The sequence below is a fragment of the Streptomyces sp. NPDC059679 genome, assembly GCF_042734105.1.
In the GTDB taxonomy this organism is placed as follows: Bacteria; Actinomycetota; Actinomycetes; order Streptomycetales; family Streptomycetaceae; genus Streptomyces.
The window spans coordinates 1-15,079 of record NZ_JBHWES010000033.1 but is presented as its reverse complement, the minus strand read 5'-3'; the positions used below and the strand labels follow the sequence as shown (position 1 = coordinate 15,079).

14 protein-coding genes are annotated in these 15,079 nt (G+C 72.1%); 3 read left to right on the top strand and 11 right to left on the bottom strand.

The window, feature by feature from the left end:
- Positions 1-2 precede the first annotated feature (2 nt).
- From ACFV2X_RS30440 to lipB, 4 genes are all read right to left on the bottom strand, one after another.
- A complete protein-coding gene (locus ACFV2X_RS30440; RefSeq protein WP_089506212.1) occupies positions 3-683 on the bottom strand; it encodes a DUF4191 domain-containing protein in 681 nt (226 codons plus the stop codon).
- A gap of 10 nt (positions 684-693) precedes the next feature.
- Positions 694-894: a hypothetical protein gene (locus ACFV2X_RS30435; RefSeq protein ID WP_089506213.1), complete on the bottom strand. Its 201-nt coding sequence runs from the start codon at positions 892-894 to the stop codon at positions 694-696.
- A gap of 214 nt (positions 895-1,108) precedes the next feature.
- Positions 1,109-2,059, bottom strand: coding sequence for a lipoyl synthase (lipA, locus tag ACFV2X_RS30430; protein WP_089506214.1), 951 nt, complete (start codon positions 2,057-2,059; stop codon positions 1,109-1,111).
- 154 nt (positions 2,060-2,213) lie between these two features.
- Positions 2,214-2,996, bottom strand: a complete 783-nt coding sequence (gene lipB / locus ACFV2X_RS30425) for a lipoyl(octanoyl) transferase LipB (protein ID WP_014180348.1) — start codon at positions 2,994-2,996, stop codon at positions 2,214-2,216.
- Between the two features lie 228 nt (positions 2,997-3,224).
- Between lipB and ACFV2X_RS30420 the strand changes: the two genes are divergently transcribed.
- Positions 3,225-4,718, top strand: coding sequence for a regulator (locus tag ACFV2X_RS30420; RefSeq protein ID WP_385622468.1), 1,494 nt, complete (start codon positions 3,225-3,227; stop codon positions 4,716-4,718).
- Between the two features lie 65 nt (positions 4,719-4,783).
- Here ACFV2X_RS30420 and ACFV2X_RS30415 read toward each other — a convergent pair whose 3' ends face one another.
- Together ACFV2X_RS30415 and ACFV2X_RS30410 are read right to left on the bottom strand one after the other, a co-directional pair.
- Positions 4,784-6,220, bottom strand: a complete 1,437-nt coding sequence (locus tag ACFV2X_RS30415; RefSeq protein WP_385622466.1) for an NAD(P)/FAD-dependent oxidoreductase — start codon at positions 6,218-6,220, stop codon at positions 4,784-4,786.
- A 196-nt stretch (positions 6,221-6,416) separates the two neighbouring features.
- Positions 6,417-7,328 (bottom strand): TIGR01777 family oxidoreductase, encoded by a 912-nt coding sequence (locus tag ACFV2X_RS30410; protein ID WP_385622464.1) that lies wholly within the window; start codon positions 7,326-7,328, stop codon positions 6,417-6,419.
- 133 nt (positions 7,329-7,461) lie between these two features.
- On the opposite strand from ACFV2X_RS30410, the gene ACFV2X_RS30405 reads away from it, so the two are divergent.
- Positions 7,462-7,947, top strand: a complete 486-nt coding sequence (locus ACFV2X_RS30405; protein WP_385622462.1) for a GNAT family N-acetyltransferase — start codon at positions 7,462-7,464, stop codon at positions 7,945-7,947.
- A gap of 59 nt (positions 7,948-8,006) precedes the next feature.
- Here the strand turns inward: ACFV2X_RS30405 and ACFV2X_RS30400 are convergent, their stop codons facing one another.
- Entirely contained in the window at positions 8,007-8,525 is a 519-nt protein-coding gene (locus ACFV2X_RS30400; RefSeq protein WP_385622682.1) for a DUF4240 domain-containing protein, read from the bottom strand.
- A 152-nt stretch (positions 8,526-8,677) separates the two neighbouring features.
- On the opposite strand from ACFV2X_RS30400, the gene ACFV2X_RS30395 reads away from it, so the two are divergent.
- Positions 8,678-9,598 (top strand): SDR family oxidoreductase, encoded by a 921-nt coding sequence (locus ACFV2X_RS30395; RefSeq protein ID WP_385622460.1) that lies wholly within the window; start codon positions 8,678-8,680, stop codon positions 9,596-9,598.
- A gap of 52 nt (positions 9,599-9,650) precedes the next feature.
- On the opposite strand, the gene ACFV2X_RS30390 is transcribed toward ACFV2X_RS30395, so the two are convergent.
- The 4 genes from ACFV2X_RS30390 to ACFV2X_RS30375 form a co-directional block, all read right to left on the bottom strand.
- Positions 9,651-10,664, bottom strand: a complete 1,014-nt coding sequence (locus ACFV2X_RS30390; RefSeq protein ID WP_385622457.1) for a helix-turn-helix transcriptional regulator — start codon at positions 10,662-10,664, stop codon at positions 9,651-9,653.
- 35 nt (positions 10,665-10,699) lie between these two features.
- Entirely contained in the window at positions 10,700-11,365 is a 666-nt protein-coding gene (locus tag ACFV2X_RS30385; RefSeq protein WP_385622455.1) for an alpha/beta fold hydrolase, read from the bottom strand.
- A 172-nt stretch (positions 11,366-11,537) separates the two neighbouring features.
- On the bottom strand, positions 11,538-14,240 hold the full coding sequence (gene aceE / locus ACFV2X_RS30380) for a pyruvate dehydrogenase (acetyl-transferring), homodimeric type (protein ID WP_385622679.1): 2,703 nt from the start codon (positions 14,238-14,240) through the stop codon (positions 11,538-11,540).
- 146 nt (positions 14,241-14,386) lie between these two features.
- Positions 14,387-15,010 (bottom strand): GntR family transcriptional regulator, encoded by a 624-nt coding sequence (locus ACFV2X_RS30375; RefSeq protein WP_089506224.1) that lies wholly within the window; start codon positions 15,008-15,010, stop codon positions 14,387-14,389.
- Between the last annotated feature and the right edge of the window lie 69 nt (positions 15,011-15,079).

The following is a 15,079-nucleotide window of genomic DNA, read 5'->3' as shown; positions in this document are numbered from 1 at the left end:
GCTCAGCGGCCCTTCGGCATCCGCATCCCCTTGGGCATCGGGCCCTTCGGGATCGGCATGTTGCTCATCAGATCACCCAGCGCCCGCAGCCGGTCGTTGACCGCGGTCACCTGGCCGCCGGGCAGCACCCGCGGCAGCTTCAGCAGCTTGGTGCGCAGCTTCTTGATCGGCACTTGGTCCTCGCCGGTGCCCACGATCACATCGTGCACCGGCACATCGGCGACGATGCGCGCCATCCGCTTCTTCTCCGCGGCCAGCATGGACTTCAGCCGGTTCGGGTTGCCCTCCGCGACCAGCACGATGCCCGCCTTGCCGACGGCCCGGTGGATGACGTCCTGGTTGCGGTTCATCGCCACCGCGGGCGTCACCGACCAGCCACGGCCCACGTTCTCCAGCACCGCCGCCGCCGCGCCCGGCTGTCCTTCCATCTGTCCGAAGGCCGCTCGCTCGGCACGGCGGCCGAAAACGATCGCCATCGCGAGGAAGGCCAGGACGAAGCCCAGGATGCCCAGGAAGATCGGGTGGTCGATCCAGAAGCCGATCGCGAGGAAGACACCGAACGTGACGATTCCCACCGCGGCGACGACAAGACCGACCTTCGAGTCGACCTTCTTGGTCATCTTGTAGGTCAGGGCGATCTGCTTCAGCCGCCCGGGGTTCTCGGATGTTTCCTTCCTCGCCATACAGCGAAGTTTACGTGGCCTGGGAAGCCCCGGTGGACACGGCCTCCAGTACGTGCTCGGCCTCGTGACGGTCCTTCGCGCGGCGCCGGTCCTCCAGGACCGCGGTCCAGGCGTTACGGCGGGCGGTGCGCTGCCCGCCGCCCAGCAGCAGCCCCTCCAGAACGAGCAGTGCGTCGGTGACGGACGGCGGGCGTACGGGCGCGGCCGACATGGGTCCCCCTCGGGAGCAGCGGATGATCAGAGCCCACACACAGAATGTTGTGTGGCTTAATCGTTACCCAAAGGTGTTACCAGCGCGTGACCGGCCGGTCAAACACCGATGAAGCCTTGAAATGCCGCTGATCTCGCTCTGACCAGCGGCATTGTCCAAGGTGTGAGCGTGCGTTGTGCCCGTACTCACATAGCGTATTGGTCACATCCGGTGGTCATACCGCCTGAGCGGCCACCACGGCACCGCGCTTTTCGACCGCCTGCTGGTAGAGCCGGCCCGCGCGGTAGGAGGAGCGGACGAGCGGACCGGACATGACACCGGCGTAGCCGATCTCCTCCGCCTCCTCCTTCAGCTCCACGAACTCCTGGGGCTTGACCCAGCGGTCCACCGGGTGGTGCCGGACGCTCGGCCGCAGATACTGCGTGATCGTGATCAGCTCGCACCCCGCGTCGTACAGGTCCTGGAGCGCCTGGCTGATTTCCGCCCGCTCCTCGCCCATGCCCAGGATCAGATTGGACTTGGTGACCAGACCCGCCTCACGCGCCTTGGTGATCACCTCGAGCGAGCGCTCATAGCGGAAGCCGGGGCGGATGCGCTTGAAGATCCGCGGGACGGTCTCCACATTGTGCGCCAGCACCTCGGGGCGGGCGGAGAAGACCTCGGCGAGCTGCTCGGGCACCGCGTTGAAGTCCGGGATCAGCAGCTCGACGCCGGTGTCCGGCATGAGGGAGTGGATCTGGCGGACCGTCTCGGCGTACAGCCAGGCGCCGCCGTCCTCGAGGTCGTCGCGCGCGACACCGGTGACCGTCGCGTACTTCAGCTCCATGGACTGGACGGACTCGGCGACCCGGCGCGGCTCGTCCCGGTCCAGGGCCTGCGGCTTACCGGTGTCGATCTGGCAGAAGTCACAGCGCCGGGTGCACTGGTCGCCGCCGATCAGGAAGGTCGCCTCGCGGTCCTCCCAGCATTCGTAGATGTTCGGACAGCCCGCCTCCTGACACACGGTGTGCAGGCCCTCGCGCTTCACCAGGCCCTGCAGCTCGGTGTACTCGGGACCCATCTTCGCGCGGGTCTTGATCCACTCGGGCTTGCGCTCGATGGGCGTCTGGCTGTTCCGGACCTCAAGGCGCAGCATTTTGCGTCCGTCGGGTGCGACTGCGGACACGTCCGGCACTCCTTAGTGCTTGTCAGTGCTTGGAGAGGCATCGAATCTTTGGTGAACCCCAGCGTACGCCCGTCATTCGTACGCCCTTACGCCCAGGGACCCCGCCAGAGAACGGAACGGCCCCCGGGGACCATTCCCCGGGCCGGGGCAGCGGTCAGACGGCGCGCGGCAGCGGTACGGCGGACTCCATGACGGTCCGCAGATGCTTCTCGATCACCGGAACCACCTCCGTCACGGAGATATCGCGGCCCAGCTCCTCCGAGAGCGAGGTCACCCCCGCGTCGCGGATCCCGCACGGCACGATCCGGTCGAACCAGGTGGTGTCGGGGTTGCAGTTCAGCGAGAAGCCGTGCATCGTCACGCCCTTGGCGACCCGCACCCCGATCTGGGCGAGCTTGCGGTCCTCGCGGCGCTGGCCGGCGTTGGACGGGGCGTACTCCGGGCCGTTCAGCCGCGGGTCGAACTCCTCGTCGGCCACGCGCGGATCGAAGTCCAGGTTCAGCCCGCCCAGCGCGCGGCGCTCCTCCACCGGATCGCCCAGCACCCACACCCCGCTGCGGCCCTCGACCCGGGTGGCCTCCAGGCCGAACTCCGCACAGGTCAGCAGCAGGGCCTCCTCCAGACGCCGTACATGCGCGACGACGTCCACCGGACGCGGCAGCTTGAGGATCGGATAGCCGACGAGCTGCCCCGGGCCATGCCAGGTGATCTTGCCGCCGCGGTCCACGTCCACGACCGGGGTGCCGTCCAGGGGGCGCTCGTCGTCCGCCGTGCGCCGGCCCGCGGTGTAGACCGGCGGGTGCTCCAGCAGCAGACAGGTGTCCGGCGCCTCATCGGCGAACCGAGCGGCGTGCACCCGCCTCTGCTCCTGCCATGCCTCCTGGTACTCGACGGCGTCCGCCCCGAACCCCAGATGGACAAAGCGCAGCTCACTCACGGCGGCAATCCCTTCGGACCTCGTACAGCGCTCCGGCGCCCGACTCCGGGCGCCTCAGCCACTGTACGTCCGGCGAATCCGGCCCCCGCATCCGGATCGTTCTCCCCCGACGCCTCACCCGACCCCTCACACGATCGGATGAATGCGGGGCGACCGAGACGATCAGTGCCTCATCGGCGGCTACTTTCGGGCCGTTTCCACGAAGCGATCAGGGAGACCGGCAGGCTGATGACGGAACGACCCCCGCAGCGCATTCCCAACCGTCAGCTCGCCGCGCTCATCGCGGAGGCTGGCTTCTCCAACGCCGGGCTCGCCCGGCGGGTCGACCAGCTCGGCCTCGAGCACGGCCTGGACCTGCGGTACGACAAAACATCGGTGACCCGCTGGCTGCGTGGACAGCAGCCGCGCGGCACCACCCCGGCGCTGATCGCCGAGGTCTTCACCCGGCGCCTGGGGCGCCGGCTCACCGCCCAGGACCTGGGCCTCGACGCGTGCGCCCCGGTCTACGCCGGGCTGGAGTTCGCCGCCACCCCGCAGGAGGCGGTGGACATCGTCAGCGGGCTGTGGCGCAAGGACTCCGGCAGCCAGGCCGAACTGCGCAAGATCGCCTTCACCCCGGCCGGTCTTGTGGTCCCCAGCCGCGACTGGCTGATCGGGCGGCCCGACGACAAGGTGGCGCGCGGCGAGCCACCGACGGCACCCGCCGCGGTGGCGGGCCCACCAGGGCCTCGGGTGCCAGGCCGCGCCCCCGGCCCGGCGGCCGGCCGGGCGCCGCTGCCGCGGCAGCGGCAGGCGGACCGGTCCCAGCGCGGGCCCGGCTACCGGGTCACCGCCGGGGACATCGCCGCACTGCGGTCGGTGGGCGAACTGTTCCGGTCGCTGGACCAGACGTACGGCGGCGGACACGCACGACAGGCCCTGGTGCGCTATCTGGAACACGAGGGCGAGCCCATGCTGCGCGGCACCTACGGAGAGGCGACCGGGCGGCGGCTGTTCGCGGCGATCGCCGATCTGACCCGGCTGGCCGGCTGGACGTCGTACGACATCGCCGCCCACGGCCTGGCCCAGCGCTACTTCGTCCAGGCGCTGCGGCTCGCACAGGCGGCCGGGGACCGGCCGTACGGCAGCTATGTGCTGGTCACGATGAGCCGCCAGGCCGTCTACCTGGGCCACGGACGGGAAGCCGTCCAGCTGGCCCGGGTGGCCCAGCAGGGCATGGGCGCCGGCGCCCCGCCCGCCCTGCAGTCCCTGCTGCACGCCGTGGAGGCCCGGGGCCACGCCGTGCTCGGCGAGGTCCGGGCCTGCACCGCCTCGCTGGCGCGCGCCGAGCGCGCTCTCGAGACGTCCCGGCCCGCGGACGACGTGCCCTACTGGGCGCGGTTCTTCGACGAGGCGCAGCTGGCCGACGAGTTCGGCCACTGCCACCGCGATCTCCAGCAGTACCGCGCCGCCGCCCAGCACGCCGAGCGCTCGCTCCAGCTGCGCGGCAAGGCGTTCGCGCGCAGCAGGCTGTTCTGCCGGGTGGTGCTGGCGACGGCCCGGCTGGGCCTCGGCGAACTGGAGCAGGCGTGCGCGCTGGGCGCGGAGGCGGCGCAGCAGGCGGCCGAGATGCGGTCGGCGCGGGCCATGGACTACGTACGCGACTTCGAGCGGCGGCTGGAGCCGTACCGGGACGCGGCGGCGGTACGGGGGTATCGGGACCGGGTGGCGGCGCTGGGGTAGGGCCTGGGCTTGGGCGCGGGGCGGCGGGTGGCCCGCCGCCCCGCAGGTCCTCCGGGCGTGGCGGGTCAGGCCGCCGCCGCGTCCGGGGCTGTGGGCTCGGCGTCGGGGAGGGCGCCGAGGTCGTGGAGGATCGCTCGGGCGGCGCGGCGGCCGGAGACGAGGGCTCCCTGCACGGTGCTCGAGTCGCGGTGGTCCCCGCATACGTACAGGCCGGACAGCAGCCGGACCGGGCGCCGCAGGTCGTGCGGGGCGGGCATGGCGGGGACCGCGTACGGGTCGTGATGGGCGGCCAGCAGCTCCCAGTGGGCGGTGGAGGTGCCGTAGACCGCGGCGAGCTGGGCCCGGGCGGCCCGGTCGAGTTCGGCGGTCGGCAGGGCCGCGGCGGCGCCGAGGACCGTGGAGGTGATCAGGACCCGGCCGGGCGGGGTGCGCGACGGGTCGACCTCGCTGGCGACGGCGGTGTGGGCCACCGGGCCGTGGTCCCCGGCGGTGAGCACCAGCGCGGGCTCGCGCAGCGGCGAACTGTCCGCGGTGTGGTGCAGCACGGTGACCGGGTGGAAGGACGGCAGCCGCAGCCCGGGGAGGAGGTCGGCCGCGGCACGGGCGCCGGTGGCCACCAGGATCGAACGGCAGGCGATCTCGCCGTGTTCGGCGGTGGCCACGGCGGTCGTGGAGGCGGTCACGGCGCGTATGCCGGTGCGTACCGTACCCGGCGGCAGGGCCGCGGCCAGCAGCTCGGGGACGGCCGAGGCGCCGCCCGCGGGCAGGCACAGGCGGCCTCGCGCGTAGCCGCGCAGCACCAGGTCGGCGCAGCGGCTCGAGGTGGTCAACTCGGGGTCGCTGAGCAGCGAGACGAGCAGCGGGCGCAGAAAGCCCTCGACGGTACGGGCCGGCAGCCCACGCCCGGCCAGGGTCTCGGCGACGGGCCGGTCCGGGCGGGTGAGGAGGCGGTCGGCGGGCAGCGCGGCGAGCCTGCCGAGGGCGGCGCCGAGGCGGGCCTGGTCGAGCGCGCCGCCAAGGGGCGCACGGGCGGCGTTCGCGAGGGCGCGTGCGGTGGTCAGTGCGCCCCTCGTGCCCCGGCCGCTAGTGCCACGGCCGTTCGTACCTCGCCCACTCGTCCCCCGCCCAGTCGTTCCGCGCCCGCTCGTGCCCCGGCCGCCGGTTCCCCAACCGCCGGTTGCCCAGCCACCGGTGCCCGTGGCGCCGACCCGGTGGGTGCGGCCGTCGGCGCGCACCAGCACGCCCGGGGAGAACGGGCGCAGCACCAGCCCGCCGAGCCCAGGGGTGCGCTGGAGCTCCGGGAAGGAGGTGTTGACCAGTTGCCCGCTGCGGTCCAGCCGGAAGCCGTCGAGCAGATCCGTGGCCATACGGCCGCCCACCTGGGGCGCGGCTTCCAGAACGCTGACCGTCACCCCCGCGCTGGTCAGCTGATGGGCCGCGGCCAGCCCCGCCAGTCCGGCTCCCACGATGACGACGTCCGTTCGGTGCGCGCTGGTGAGCACGTGCCCTCCCCGAGGTCTGTGCGTACGCTAAGGGGCCTGCTGCCCCCGACCGGCAGCCCGGATGCGTATATTCCGCAACTCGGGTTCCCTGGGCCGGTCATGACAGTACGGACAAAAATGGTCGATGCCAGACGCGCATCGACCGAGCATGGGCGCACAGCGGTCGCACGTTGCCCTGGGGTGGCGCTGAAATGGGCTAGTGGCCACCGGCGGCGCGCGCCGCCAGCGCGGCCCGCAGCGCCTGCTCGATCTCCGGGTGGGTGAAGGAGAACCCCGAGTCCAACAGCCGCCGCGGCACCGCCCGTACGCTGCCGAGCACATCGCTGGAGAGCTCCCCGAGCGCAAGCCGCAGCGCGGGCGCGGGGACGGACAGCAGCGTCGGCCGGCCCAGCACCCGGCCCATGGCGGCGGTCACCTCGCGGTTGGTGATCGGCTCGGGCGCGGTGAGGTTGACCGGGCCCACGAGCTCATCCGTGGCCAGGATGTGGCGCAGCGCGGCGATGTGGTCGTCCAGGGCGATAAAGCTCCAGTACTGGCGGCCACTGCCCATCCGGCCGCCGAGGCCGAACCGGAACAGCGGAAAGAGCCGCCCCCAGGCCCCGCCCTCAGCGGACACCACCAGCCCCGTGCGCGCGAACACGGTCCGTACGCCCGCCTCCTGGGCCGGTGCGGTCGCCTCCTCCCACTGCTGGCACAGATCCGCGAGGAATCCGTCACCAGGGGGCGCGCTCTCGTCCACCACGCGCCCCCCGGTGTCCCCGTAGAAGCCGACCGCGCTGGCGCTCACCAGCACCCGGGGCGGAGCGTCGAGCGAGGCCACGGCCTCGGCGACGGCGGTCGTGCCGAGCACCCGGCTGTCCCGCAACTCCTTCTTGTACGCATCGGTCCAGCGGCGGTCGCCGATCCCCGCACCCGCGAGATGCACCACCGCGTCACAGCCCACGAGCCCTTGCGAGTCCACCCACTGCCGCTTCGGATCCCACTGGACCTCGTCCTCCGCCCGGGGCGCGCGCCGCACCAGACGCACCACCTGGTGGCCGTCCGCGCGCAGGGAGCGGACGAGAGCCGTGCCGATGAGCCCGGACGAACCGGTGATCGCGATACGCATGGGGCCATCCTGCCCGCCATCGTGTACGGGATGTCGGAGGCGGGTGGTGAACGCGGGGGCGGGGGCGGGCGTGAGAGAGCGAGATCGTGAGCGAACTCATGCGCGGTCGGGCCGACATGGCACAGTGGCCCACATGTCCGATCCGACCATCCGACCCGCCGCCCTCTCCGACGAAACGACGCTCGCCGACCTGGACCGGCGCACCTGGTCCCCGCTGCACTCCGTACAGCCGCCCCCGCGCCCGAACGACCCCTTCTTCACCGACCGGAACCGGCCCGACCACCTGCTGATCGCCGAGGCCGACGGGCGGACGGCGGGCTTCATACGCCTCGTCGCGCCGACCCCGCTGGCCTGCAACACGCACGTACGCGCGATCCAGGGCCTGGCGGTGGACGACTGGGCGCGCGGCCGGGGCGTGGCGCGGGCGCTGCTCGGCGCGGCGTACGAGGAGGCCAGGCGCCAGGGGGCGGTCCGGATCACGCTGCGGGTGCTCGGGCACAACGCCCCGGCGCGGCGGCTGTACGAGTCCGAGGGCTTCGCGGTGGAGGGCGTGTTGCCGGGGGAGTTCCTGCTGGAGGGGGAGTACGTGGACGACGTACTGATGGGGCGCGCTCTCTGAGCCCCTGCCCGCTGCCCCCGCTGAGCCTCTGCCCTCGCTGAGCCTCTGCCCTCGCTGAGCTAGCCGCGGAAGCGTTCCCACAGCCGGGGGAACCGCTCCGCCAGCGCCCCCTCGTCCGCCAAGTCGAGGACCGCGCCGACCGGTTCGGCCGACCGCGCCGGCAGGCCCAGATCCGGCAGCACCGCGCCGGTCAGTTGCTCGTACGCCTCGTCCGCCGCGAAGCCCAGGTCCTCGCAGTCCCCGTCCACCTGCTCGTCGAAGTCCTCCAGCAACTCGGCGAGGTCGTCCGGCTCGTGCAGCGAGCCCTCGAACACCTCCCGGCCCTGGCCGATCAGCCAGTAGCGGAAGGCGTCGAAGGCATCGTCGCCCACATCCCCCAGCAGGAGTTGGGCTGCGCCCCACAGGTCCCAGCGGTAGGCGCGGTTGGAGCGGGCCTCGAAGTGGCGGGCGAAGTCCAGAACGGCGTCCGGATCGAGCTGGGACAGCCGGTCGACGAGCAGGTCGGACTGGTCCTCGGGGTCGCCCTCGGCCGCATCCCGAGCGCTGTCGACCAGCTCCCAGAACTCCGTCTCGTCCATCACGGGACCAGCATCGGCCCTCGCGCGCGCCCGCGCACGCCGGAGCGGCCCGGAACGCAAGGCGACAGAAAAAAGACGACAGAAGATGGCGGGATTCACTGCGAAGGTCGGAGGCGTTCACACCACACCAGTCCGAGAAGGGACATACGTACGTGAGTACACAGGGCGCACTGGCGGGCAGGGTCGCACTCGTCGCGGGGGCGACACGCGGCGCGGGCCGGGCGATGGCCGTGGAGCTGGGGGCGGCGGGGGCCACCGTCTACGCGACGGGGCGCACCACGCGCGAGAAGGCCAGCGAGGTCGGGCGGACGACGGAGACCATCGAGGAGACGGCGGAGCTGGTCACGGCCGCGGGCGGGACGGGGATCGCGGTACCGGTCGACCACCTGGTACCCGAGCAGGTGCGGGCGCTGGTGGAGCGGATCGAGGACGAGCAGGGGCGGCTGGACGTACTCGTCAACGATGTGTGGGGAGGCGAGCACCTGGTCACCTTCGACAAGAAGACCTGGGAACTGGAGCTGGAGAACGGGCTGCGGATGCTCCGCCTCGGCGTCGAGACCCACCTCGTCACCAGCTACTACGCACTGCCGCTGCTGATCCGGCAGCCGGGCGGGCTGGTGGTGGAGGTGACCGACGGCACGGCCGAATTCAACAAGACCTACCGCGAGAACCTGTTCTTCGACCTCACCAAGAACGCCCCCATCCGGACGGCCTTCGGGCTCGCCCAGGAACTGAAGGAGTTCGGCGGCACGGCGGTCTCCATCACCCCGGGCTTTCTCCGCTCCGAGCAGATGCTCGACCACTTCGGGGTGACCGAGGAGAACTGGCGCGACGCCGTCGCACGAGAGCCGCACTTCGCCATCGCCGAGACGCCGTACTTCGTCGGACGGGCCGTCGCGGCGCTCGCGGCGGACCCGGAGCGGGCGCGGTGGTCGGGGAAGTCGGTGTCCAGCGGGGAGCTGGCCAAGGAGTACGGCTTCACGGATGTGGATGGCTCGCGGCCGGATGCGTTCGGCTACTTCCGGGATGTGGTTTTCGGCGGGAAGGAAGGGACGGCAGAGGACTACCGGTAGAGATCGGCGGCGGGCGGCCGCTATCGGTGGAGGTCCATGGCGCGGGCGGCCGCTACCGGTAGACCTCCGCGGCGCGGGCGGCCGCCGCGGCGAAGCGCCGGCGCAGCTCCGGCGGGGCCAGCACCTCCGCCTCCGGGCCGAGGGCCAGTAGCTGCTCGTACGCCACGTCCAGCGACTCCACGGGCAGGGTGACGGTGATCCGCCCCTGCCCGTCGGGCCCGTCGGGATCCCCGGCCGCCCCGGCCGCCGCCACGGCCTCCTGGCCCGCGGTCCGGTCCGTCACGAACGGCAGCCGCCGCGCGCCCTCCCCGGTCAGCCGCAGCACGACCTTCTCGCGCAGCAGCGAGCGGACGAACTGCGCGGCCCGCTCCTCCCAGAACCCGGGCAGGTCGAAGTCCGCCAGCCGATCGAAGCGGCCGTGACGGTCGAGTCTGCCCTCATCAGCGGCGGTCGGTGAGACGGCGGTGAACCGGTCCACCCGGTAGACGCGGAAGTCGCCGCCCCCGACCCGCGCCGCCAGGTACCAGACACCCGCCTTCAGAACCAGCCCGTACGGCTCCAGCGCCCGCTCCACCTCCGTGTCCCGGCGGCGGTAGCGGGCGGTGATCCGGCGGTCGTCCCATACGGCGTCGGCGATGGCGGGCAGCAGGTCCGGCGTCTCGGGCTCCTGCCACCAGCCGGGGGCGTCGAGGTGGAAGCGCTGGGCAGCGGTGTGCGAGGCGTCGCGCAGCTCCGGGAGGAGCGCGGCGGACACCTTCAGCCGGGCGGCGGAGGCGGCGTCCGCCAGCCCCATGCCACGCAGCGCGGCCGGCACCCCGGACAGGAACAGCGCCTCGGCCTCCGTACGGCCGAGGCCGGTCAGCCGGGTGCGGTACCCGCCGACCAGGCGGTAGCCGCCGCTGCGGCCCCGGTCCGCGTAGACCGGGACCCCGGCCTCGGACAGCGCTGCCACATCGCGCGTGACCGTACGCTCCGAGACCTCGAGCTCCCGCGCCAGCTCGGCCCCCGTCATCGAGGGCCGGGACTGGAGCAGCAGCACAAGACGGATCAGCCGGGCGGCACGCATGCGCCCATCATGCCCTTGCGCGCGGCCCGGGGGCCCTACAGATACCCGATCAGCCGGTCGACCAGGTCGACCGGGCGCGACAGCGCGACCAGGTGACCGCCGGGGACGTCGTCGGCGTCGATCCCGAGACGGTCGCGGGCCACTCGGCGCTGGAACTCCGCGGGAAAGAACCGGTCCTCGGCTGCGGCAAGCACGCGAGTGGTCACGTCCGGCCACCGTTCGATGTCGCAAGGCTGGCCGAACGCGGTGTCGGCCTCGGGCCGCTCGTGCGCCGCGCCGGCGGCGGCGACCTCGGCCGGCACGTCGTGCAGGAAGTAGGTGGCCAGGTCGAACTCCGGGCCGTACCCGCCCGCTTCGGCCGCCGCGACGCGGGCCGCCGGCGATCCGGTGTTGTCCCACCACTGTCCCGGCGTCTCGCCCGGCAGCGGGATCATCGCGTTGACCAGCACCAACAGATCTACGTGCACGCGGGCGCAGACCATCGGGGCGGTGAAGCCGCCCATCGACTGGGCCACCAGCACAACGTCGTCATGGTCGCCGATCGCAGCGACCACCGCGTCGGTGTACTCGGGCAGCCCTGCGGATTCGTCGGCGCCGGGCAGCTCGACGGCGACCGCCTCGTACCCCCTGGCGTGCAACTCGGGCACCACACGATGCCAGTACCAGGCCGCACCCCCGGCCCCGGGAATCAAGACGAACATGCCCATCCCTCGCTCTCTCCGCTTCGTTCTCGGAACGTTGAGACCGTCGGGAACGATGAGAATCATCGGTCGCGAAGCGGGTGTGGGGGCAGCCGCAAGCTGTGCGAAACGACTGGCCCCGCCCATACGCCGCCATGGCGTACGAGCGGGGCTTCCGTATTCCGCGGGGCGGTCAGATGCCGTAGCGCTCGGCCGCTTCCTTCGCCGCCGTGGGCTTGACCTCGCCGCGGCGGGCGAGGCGGTTCAGGGCGGTGGTCACGATGGCCGGGGCGTCGACGCCGAAGTGGCGGCGGGCGGCCTCGCGGGTGTCGGAGAGGCCGAAGCCGTCCGTGCCGAGGGAGTACCAGTCCTGCTCGACCCACTGGCTGATCTGGTCGGGGACGGTGCGCATCCAGTCGCTGACGGCGAGGACCGGGCCCGGTGCGCCTGCCAGGGCACGGGTGACGTACGGGACCCGGTCTTCACCGTTGAGCTGCGCCGCGTCACAGGACAGGGCGTCACGGCGCAGCTCGCTCCAGGAGGTGGCGGACCACACGTCGGCGGCCACGCCCCAGTCGTCGGCGAGGAGTTTCTGGGCCTCCAGGGCCCAGTGGATGGCGGTGCCGGAGGCGAGGAGCTGGATGCGCGGGGCGCCCTCGTCCGTCAGCTCGGCCGACTTGTAGCGGTACAGGCCCTTGAGGATGCCCTCCTCGACGCCCTCGCCGGTGGGCATGGGCGGCTGGACCTTGGTCTCGTTGTAGACGGTCAGGTAGTAGAAGACGTCCTCGGCGTCCGGGCCGTACATCCTCCGCAGACCGTCCCGCACGATCGTGCCGACCTCGTACGCGAAGGCCGGGTCGTACGCGATCGCCGCCGGGTTGGTGGAGGCGATGAGGTGGGAGTGGCCGTCGGCGTGCTGCAGGCCCTCGCCGGTCATCGTGGTGCGGCCGGCCGTGGCGCCGATCAGGAAGCCGCGCCCGAGCTGGTCGCCCAGCGCCCACATCTGGTCGGCGGTGCGCTGCCAGCCGAACATCGAGTAGAAGATGTAGAAGGGGATCATCGGCTCGCCGTGTGTCGCGTACGACGTCGCGGCGGCGGTGAAGTCGGCCATCGAACCGGCTTCGGTGATGCCCTCGTTGAGGATCTGGCCGTTGGCCGCTTCCTTGTAGTAGAGCAGCTGGTCGCGGTCGACCGGGTCGTAGGTCTGGCCGAGCGGGGAGTAGATCCCGGCGGTCGGGAAGAGGGATTCCATGCCGAAGGTGCGCGCCTCGTCGGGGACGATCGGCACCCAGCGGCGGCCGGTCTCCTTGTCCCGCATCAGGTCCTTGACCAGGCGGACGAACGCCATGGTGGTGGCGATCTCCTGGGTGCCGGAGCCCTTGGCCAGGGCCTCGAAGGGTTTGGCCGACGGCTCGGGCAGGGCGACCGGGTGGACCTTGCGGGCCGGGGCGGGGCCGCCGAGGGCGGCGCGGCGCTCCTGGAGGTAGCGCACCTCGGGGGAGTCGGCGCCGGGGTGGGCGTACGGGACCAGCTTGTCGTCCAGCGCGCTGTCCGGGATGGGCAGCTCCAGGAGGTCGCGCATGGCGCGGAACTCCTTGCCGGTCAACTTCTTCATCTGGTGGTTCGCGTTGCGCGACTCGAAGCCGGGGCCGAGCGTGTAGCCCTTCACGGTCTGGGCCAGGACGACGGTCGGGGCGCCCTTGTGCTCCATGGCCGCGCGGTACGCCGCGTACACCTTGCGGGGCTCGTGGCCGGCCCGGGAGGTGTGGAAGCACTCGGCGAGCTTGGCGTCGGTCAGGCCCTGGCCGAGCCGGGCGAGCTCGGGGTCGGCGCCGAAGAAGTGGTCGCGGATGTACCCGGCGTCGCGCGTCGCGTACGTCTGGAACTGGGCGTCGGGGACCTCGCGCAGCCGGCGCAGCAGCGCGCCCGAGGTGTCGAGGGCCAGCAGCTCGTCCCAGGCGGAGCCCCACAGGGCCTTGACGACATTCCAGCCGGCGGCGCGGAACTGCGCCTCCAGCTCCTGCACGATCTTGAAGTTGGCGCGCACCGGGCCGTCGAGCCGCTGCAGGTTGCAGTTGATGACGAAGGTGAGGTTGTCCAGGCCCTCGCGGCCGGCCAGGGCGAGGGCCGCGGTCGACTCGGGCTCGTCCATCTCGCCGTCGCCGAGGAAGGCCCATACGTGGGAGCCGGCGGTGTCCTTGATGCCGCGGTTCGCGAGGTAGCGGTTGAACCGGGCCTGGTAGATCGCGGAGATCGGGCCGAGGCCCATGGAGACGGTGGGGAACTCCCACAGCCAGGGCAGCCGCCGCGGATGCGGGTAGGAGGGCAGGCCCGAGCCGCCCGCCTCGCGGCGGAAGTTGTCCAGGTGGGCCTCGGTCAGCCGGCCGTCGAGGAAGGCGCGGGCATAGATGCCGGGGGAGGCGTGGCCCTGGATGTAGAGCTGGTCGCCCGACCCGTCGGTCTCCTTGCCGCGGAAGAAGTGCTGGAAGCCGGTCTCGTAGAGCCAGGCGGCGGAGGCGAAGGTGGCGATGTGACCGCCGAGGCCGTCACGGCTGCCGCGGGTGACCATTGCGGCCGCGTTCCACCGGTTCCAGGCGGTGATCCGCCGCTCCATGTCCTCGTCGCCGGGGAAGGAGGGCTCGGCGGCGGTGGGGATGGTGTTGACGTAGTCCGTCTCGAGCAGCGGGGGCAGCCCGAGACCGGCGGTCTCGGCGCGCTCCAGCGTGCGCCGCATCAGGTACGAGGCGCGGTGCGGGCCGGCGGCCCGGGTGACGGCATCCAGGGAGGCGCCCCATTCGGCGGTCTCCTCGGGGTCGCGGTCCGGGAGCTGGTCGAGCTCGCTGGGCTGCTGCGGAACGGGCTGCTGGATGGGCTGCTTCCGGTTGGCTGCGGCCATCCCTCCGTTGACGAGGTCGGTCATGTCTCGACTGTAAATTCTGATCGATGATCGATCAAAGTACTTGAGGCCAAAAACTTCTCCGAAAGGCGAAATTGGCATTCCGTGCCGTGAAAGTAGGCACGCGGTGCAGCGTCAGATGGGTATCAGGCGCGCGGCGCGCAGCCCAGCACATGCTCCTTGACGAGCTCCGCCACCCTCGGGTCCCGCCGCCGGAACGCGTCCACGACGGCCTGGTGCTCCTCGGCGTACGACTCCTGGCGGGTGCCGAGCCAGCGGATGGACAGGGTGGTCCAGATCTCGATGCCGAGCGATTCCCAGGTGTGCAGCAGCACACTGTTGCCGGAGGCCCGGACCAGTTCGCGGTGGAAGGCCACGGTGTGCCGCACCTGGGCCTCGCCGTCGGATCTTCGGTCCGCCTCGTACAGCGCCGCCACCTCGGGCTCCAGGGCCGAGGTGTCCTCGGCCAGCCGGGGCGCGGCGAGCTCCGCGGCGATCTGTTCCAGACCGGCCCGCACCGGATAGATCTCCTCCAGGTCGGCGGCGGTCAGATTGCGGACGCGTACGCCCTTGTTGGGCGCGGACTCGATCAGCCGCAGCGTCTCCAGCTCGCGCAGGGCCTCGCGGACGGGCGTCTGGCTGACCTCCAGCTCGGTGGCGATCCGGCGCTCCACGATCCGCTCGCCCGGCTTCCAGCGCCCGCTGACGATGCCCTCCACGATGTGCTCGCGGATCTGCTCGCGCAGCGAGTGGACGACGGGATGGACCATGGCACTCCTCCGAACGGTACTGACATGACAATACGGCGGGCGGACAGACGGCGGCGCCCCCGCCCGGAT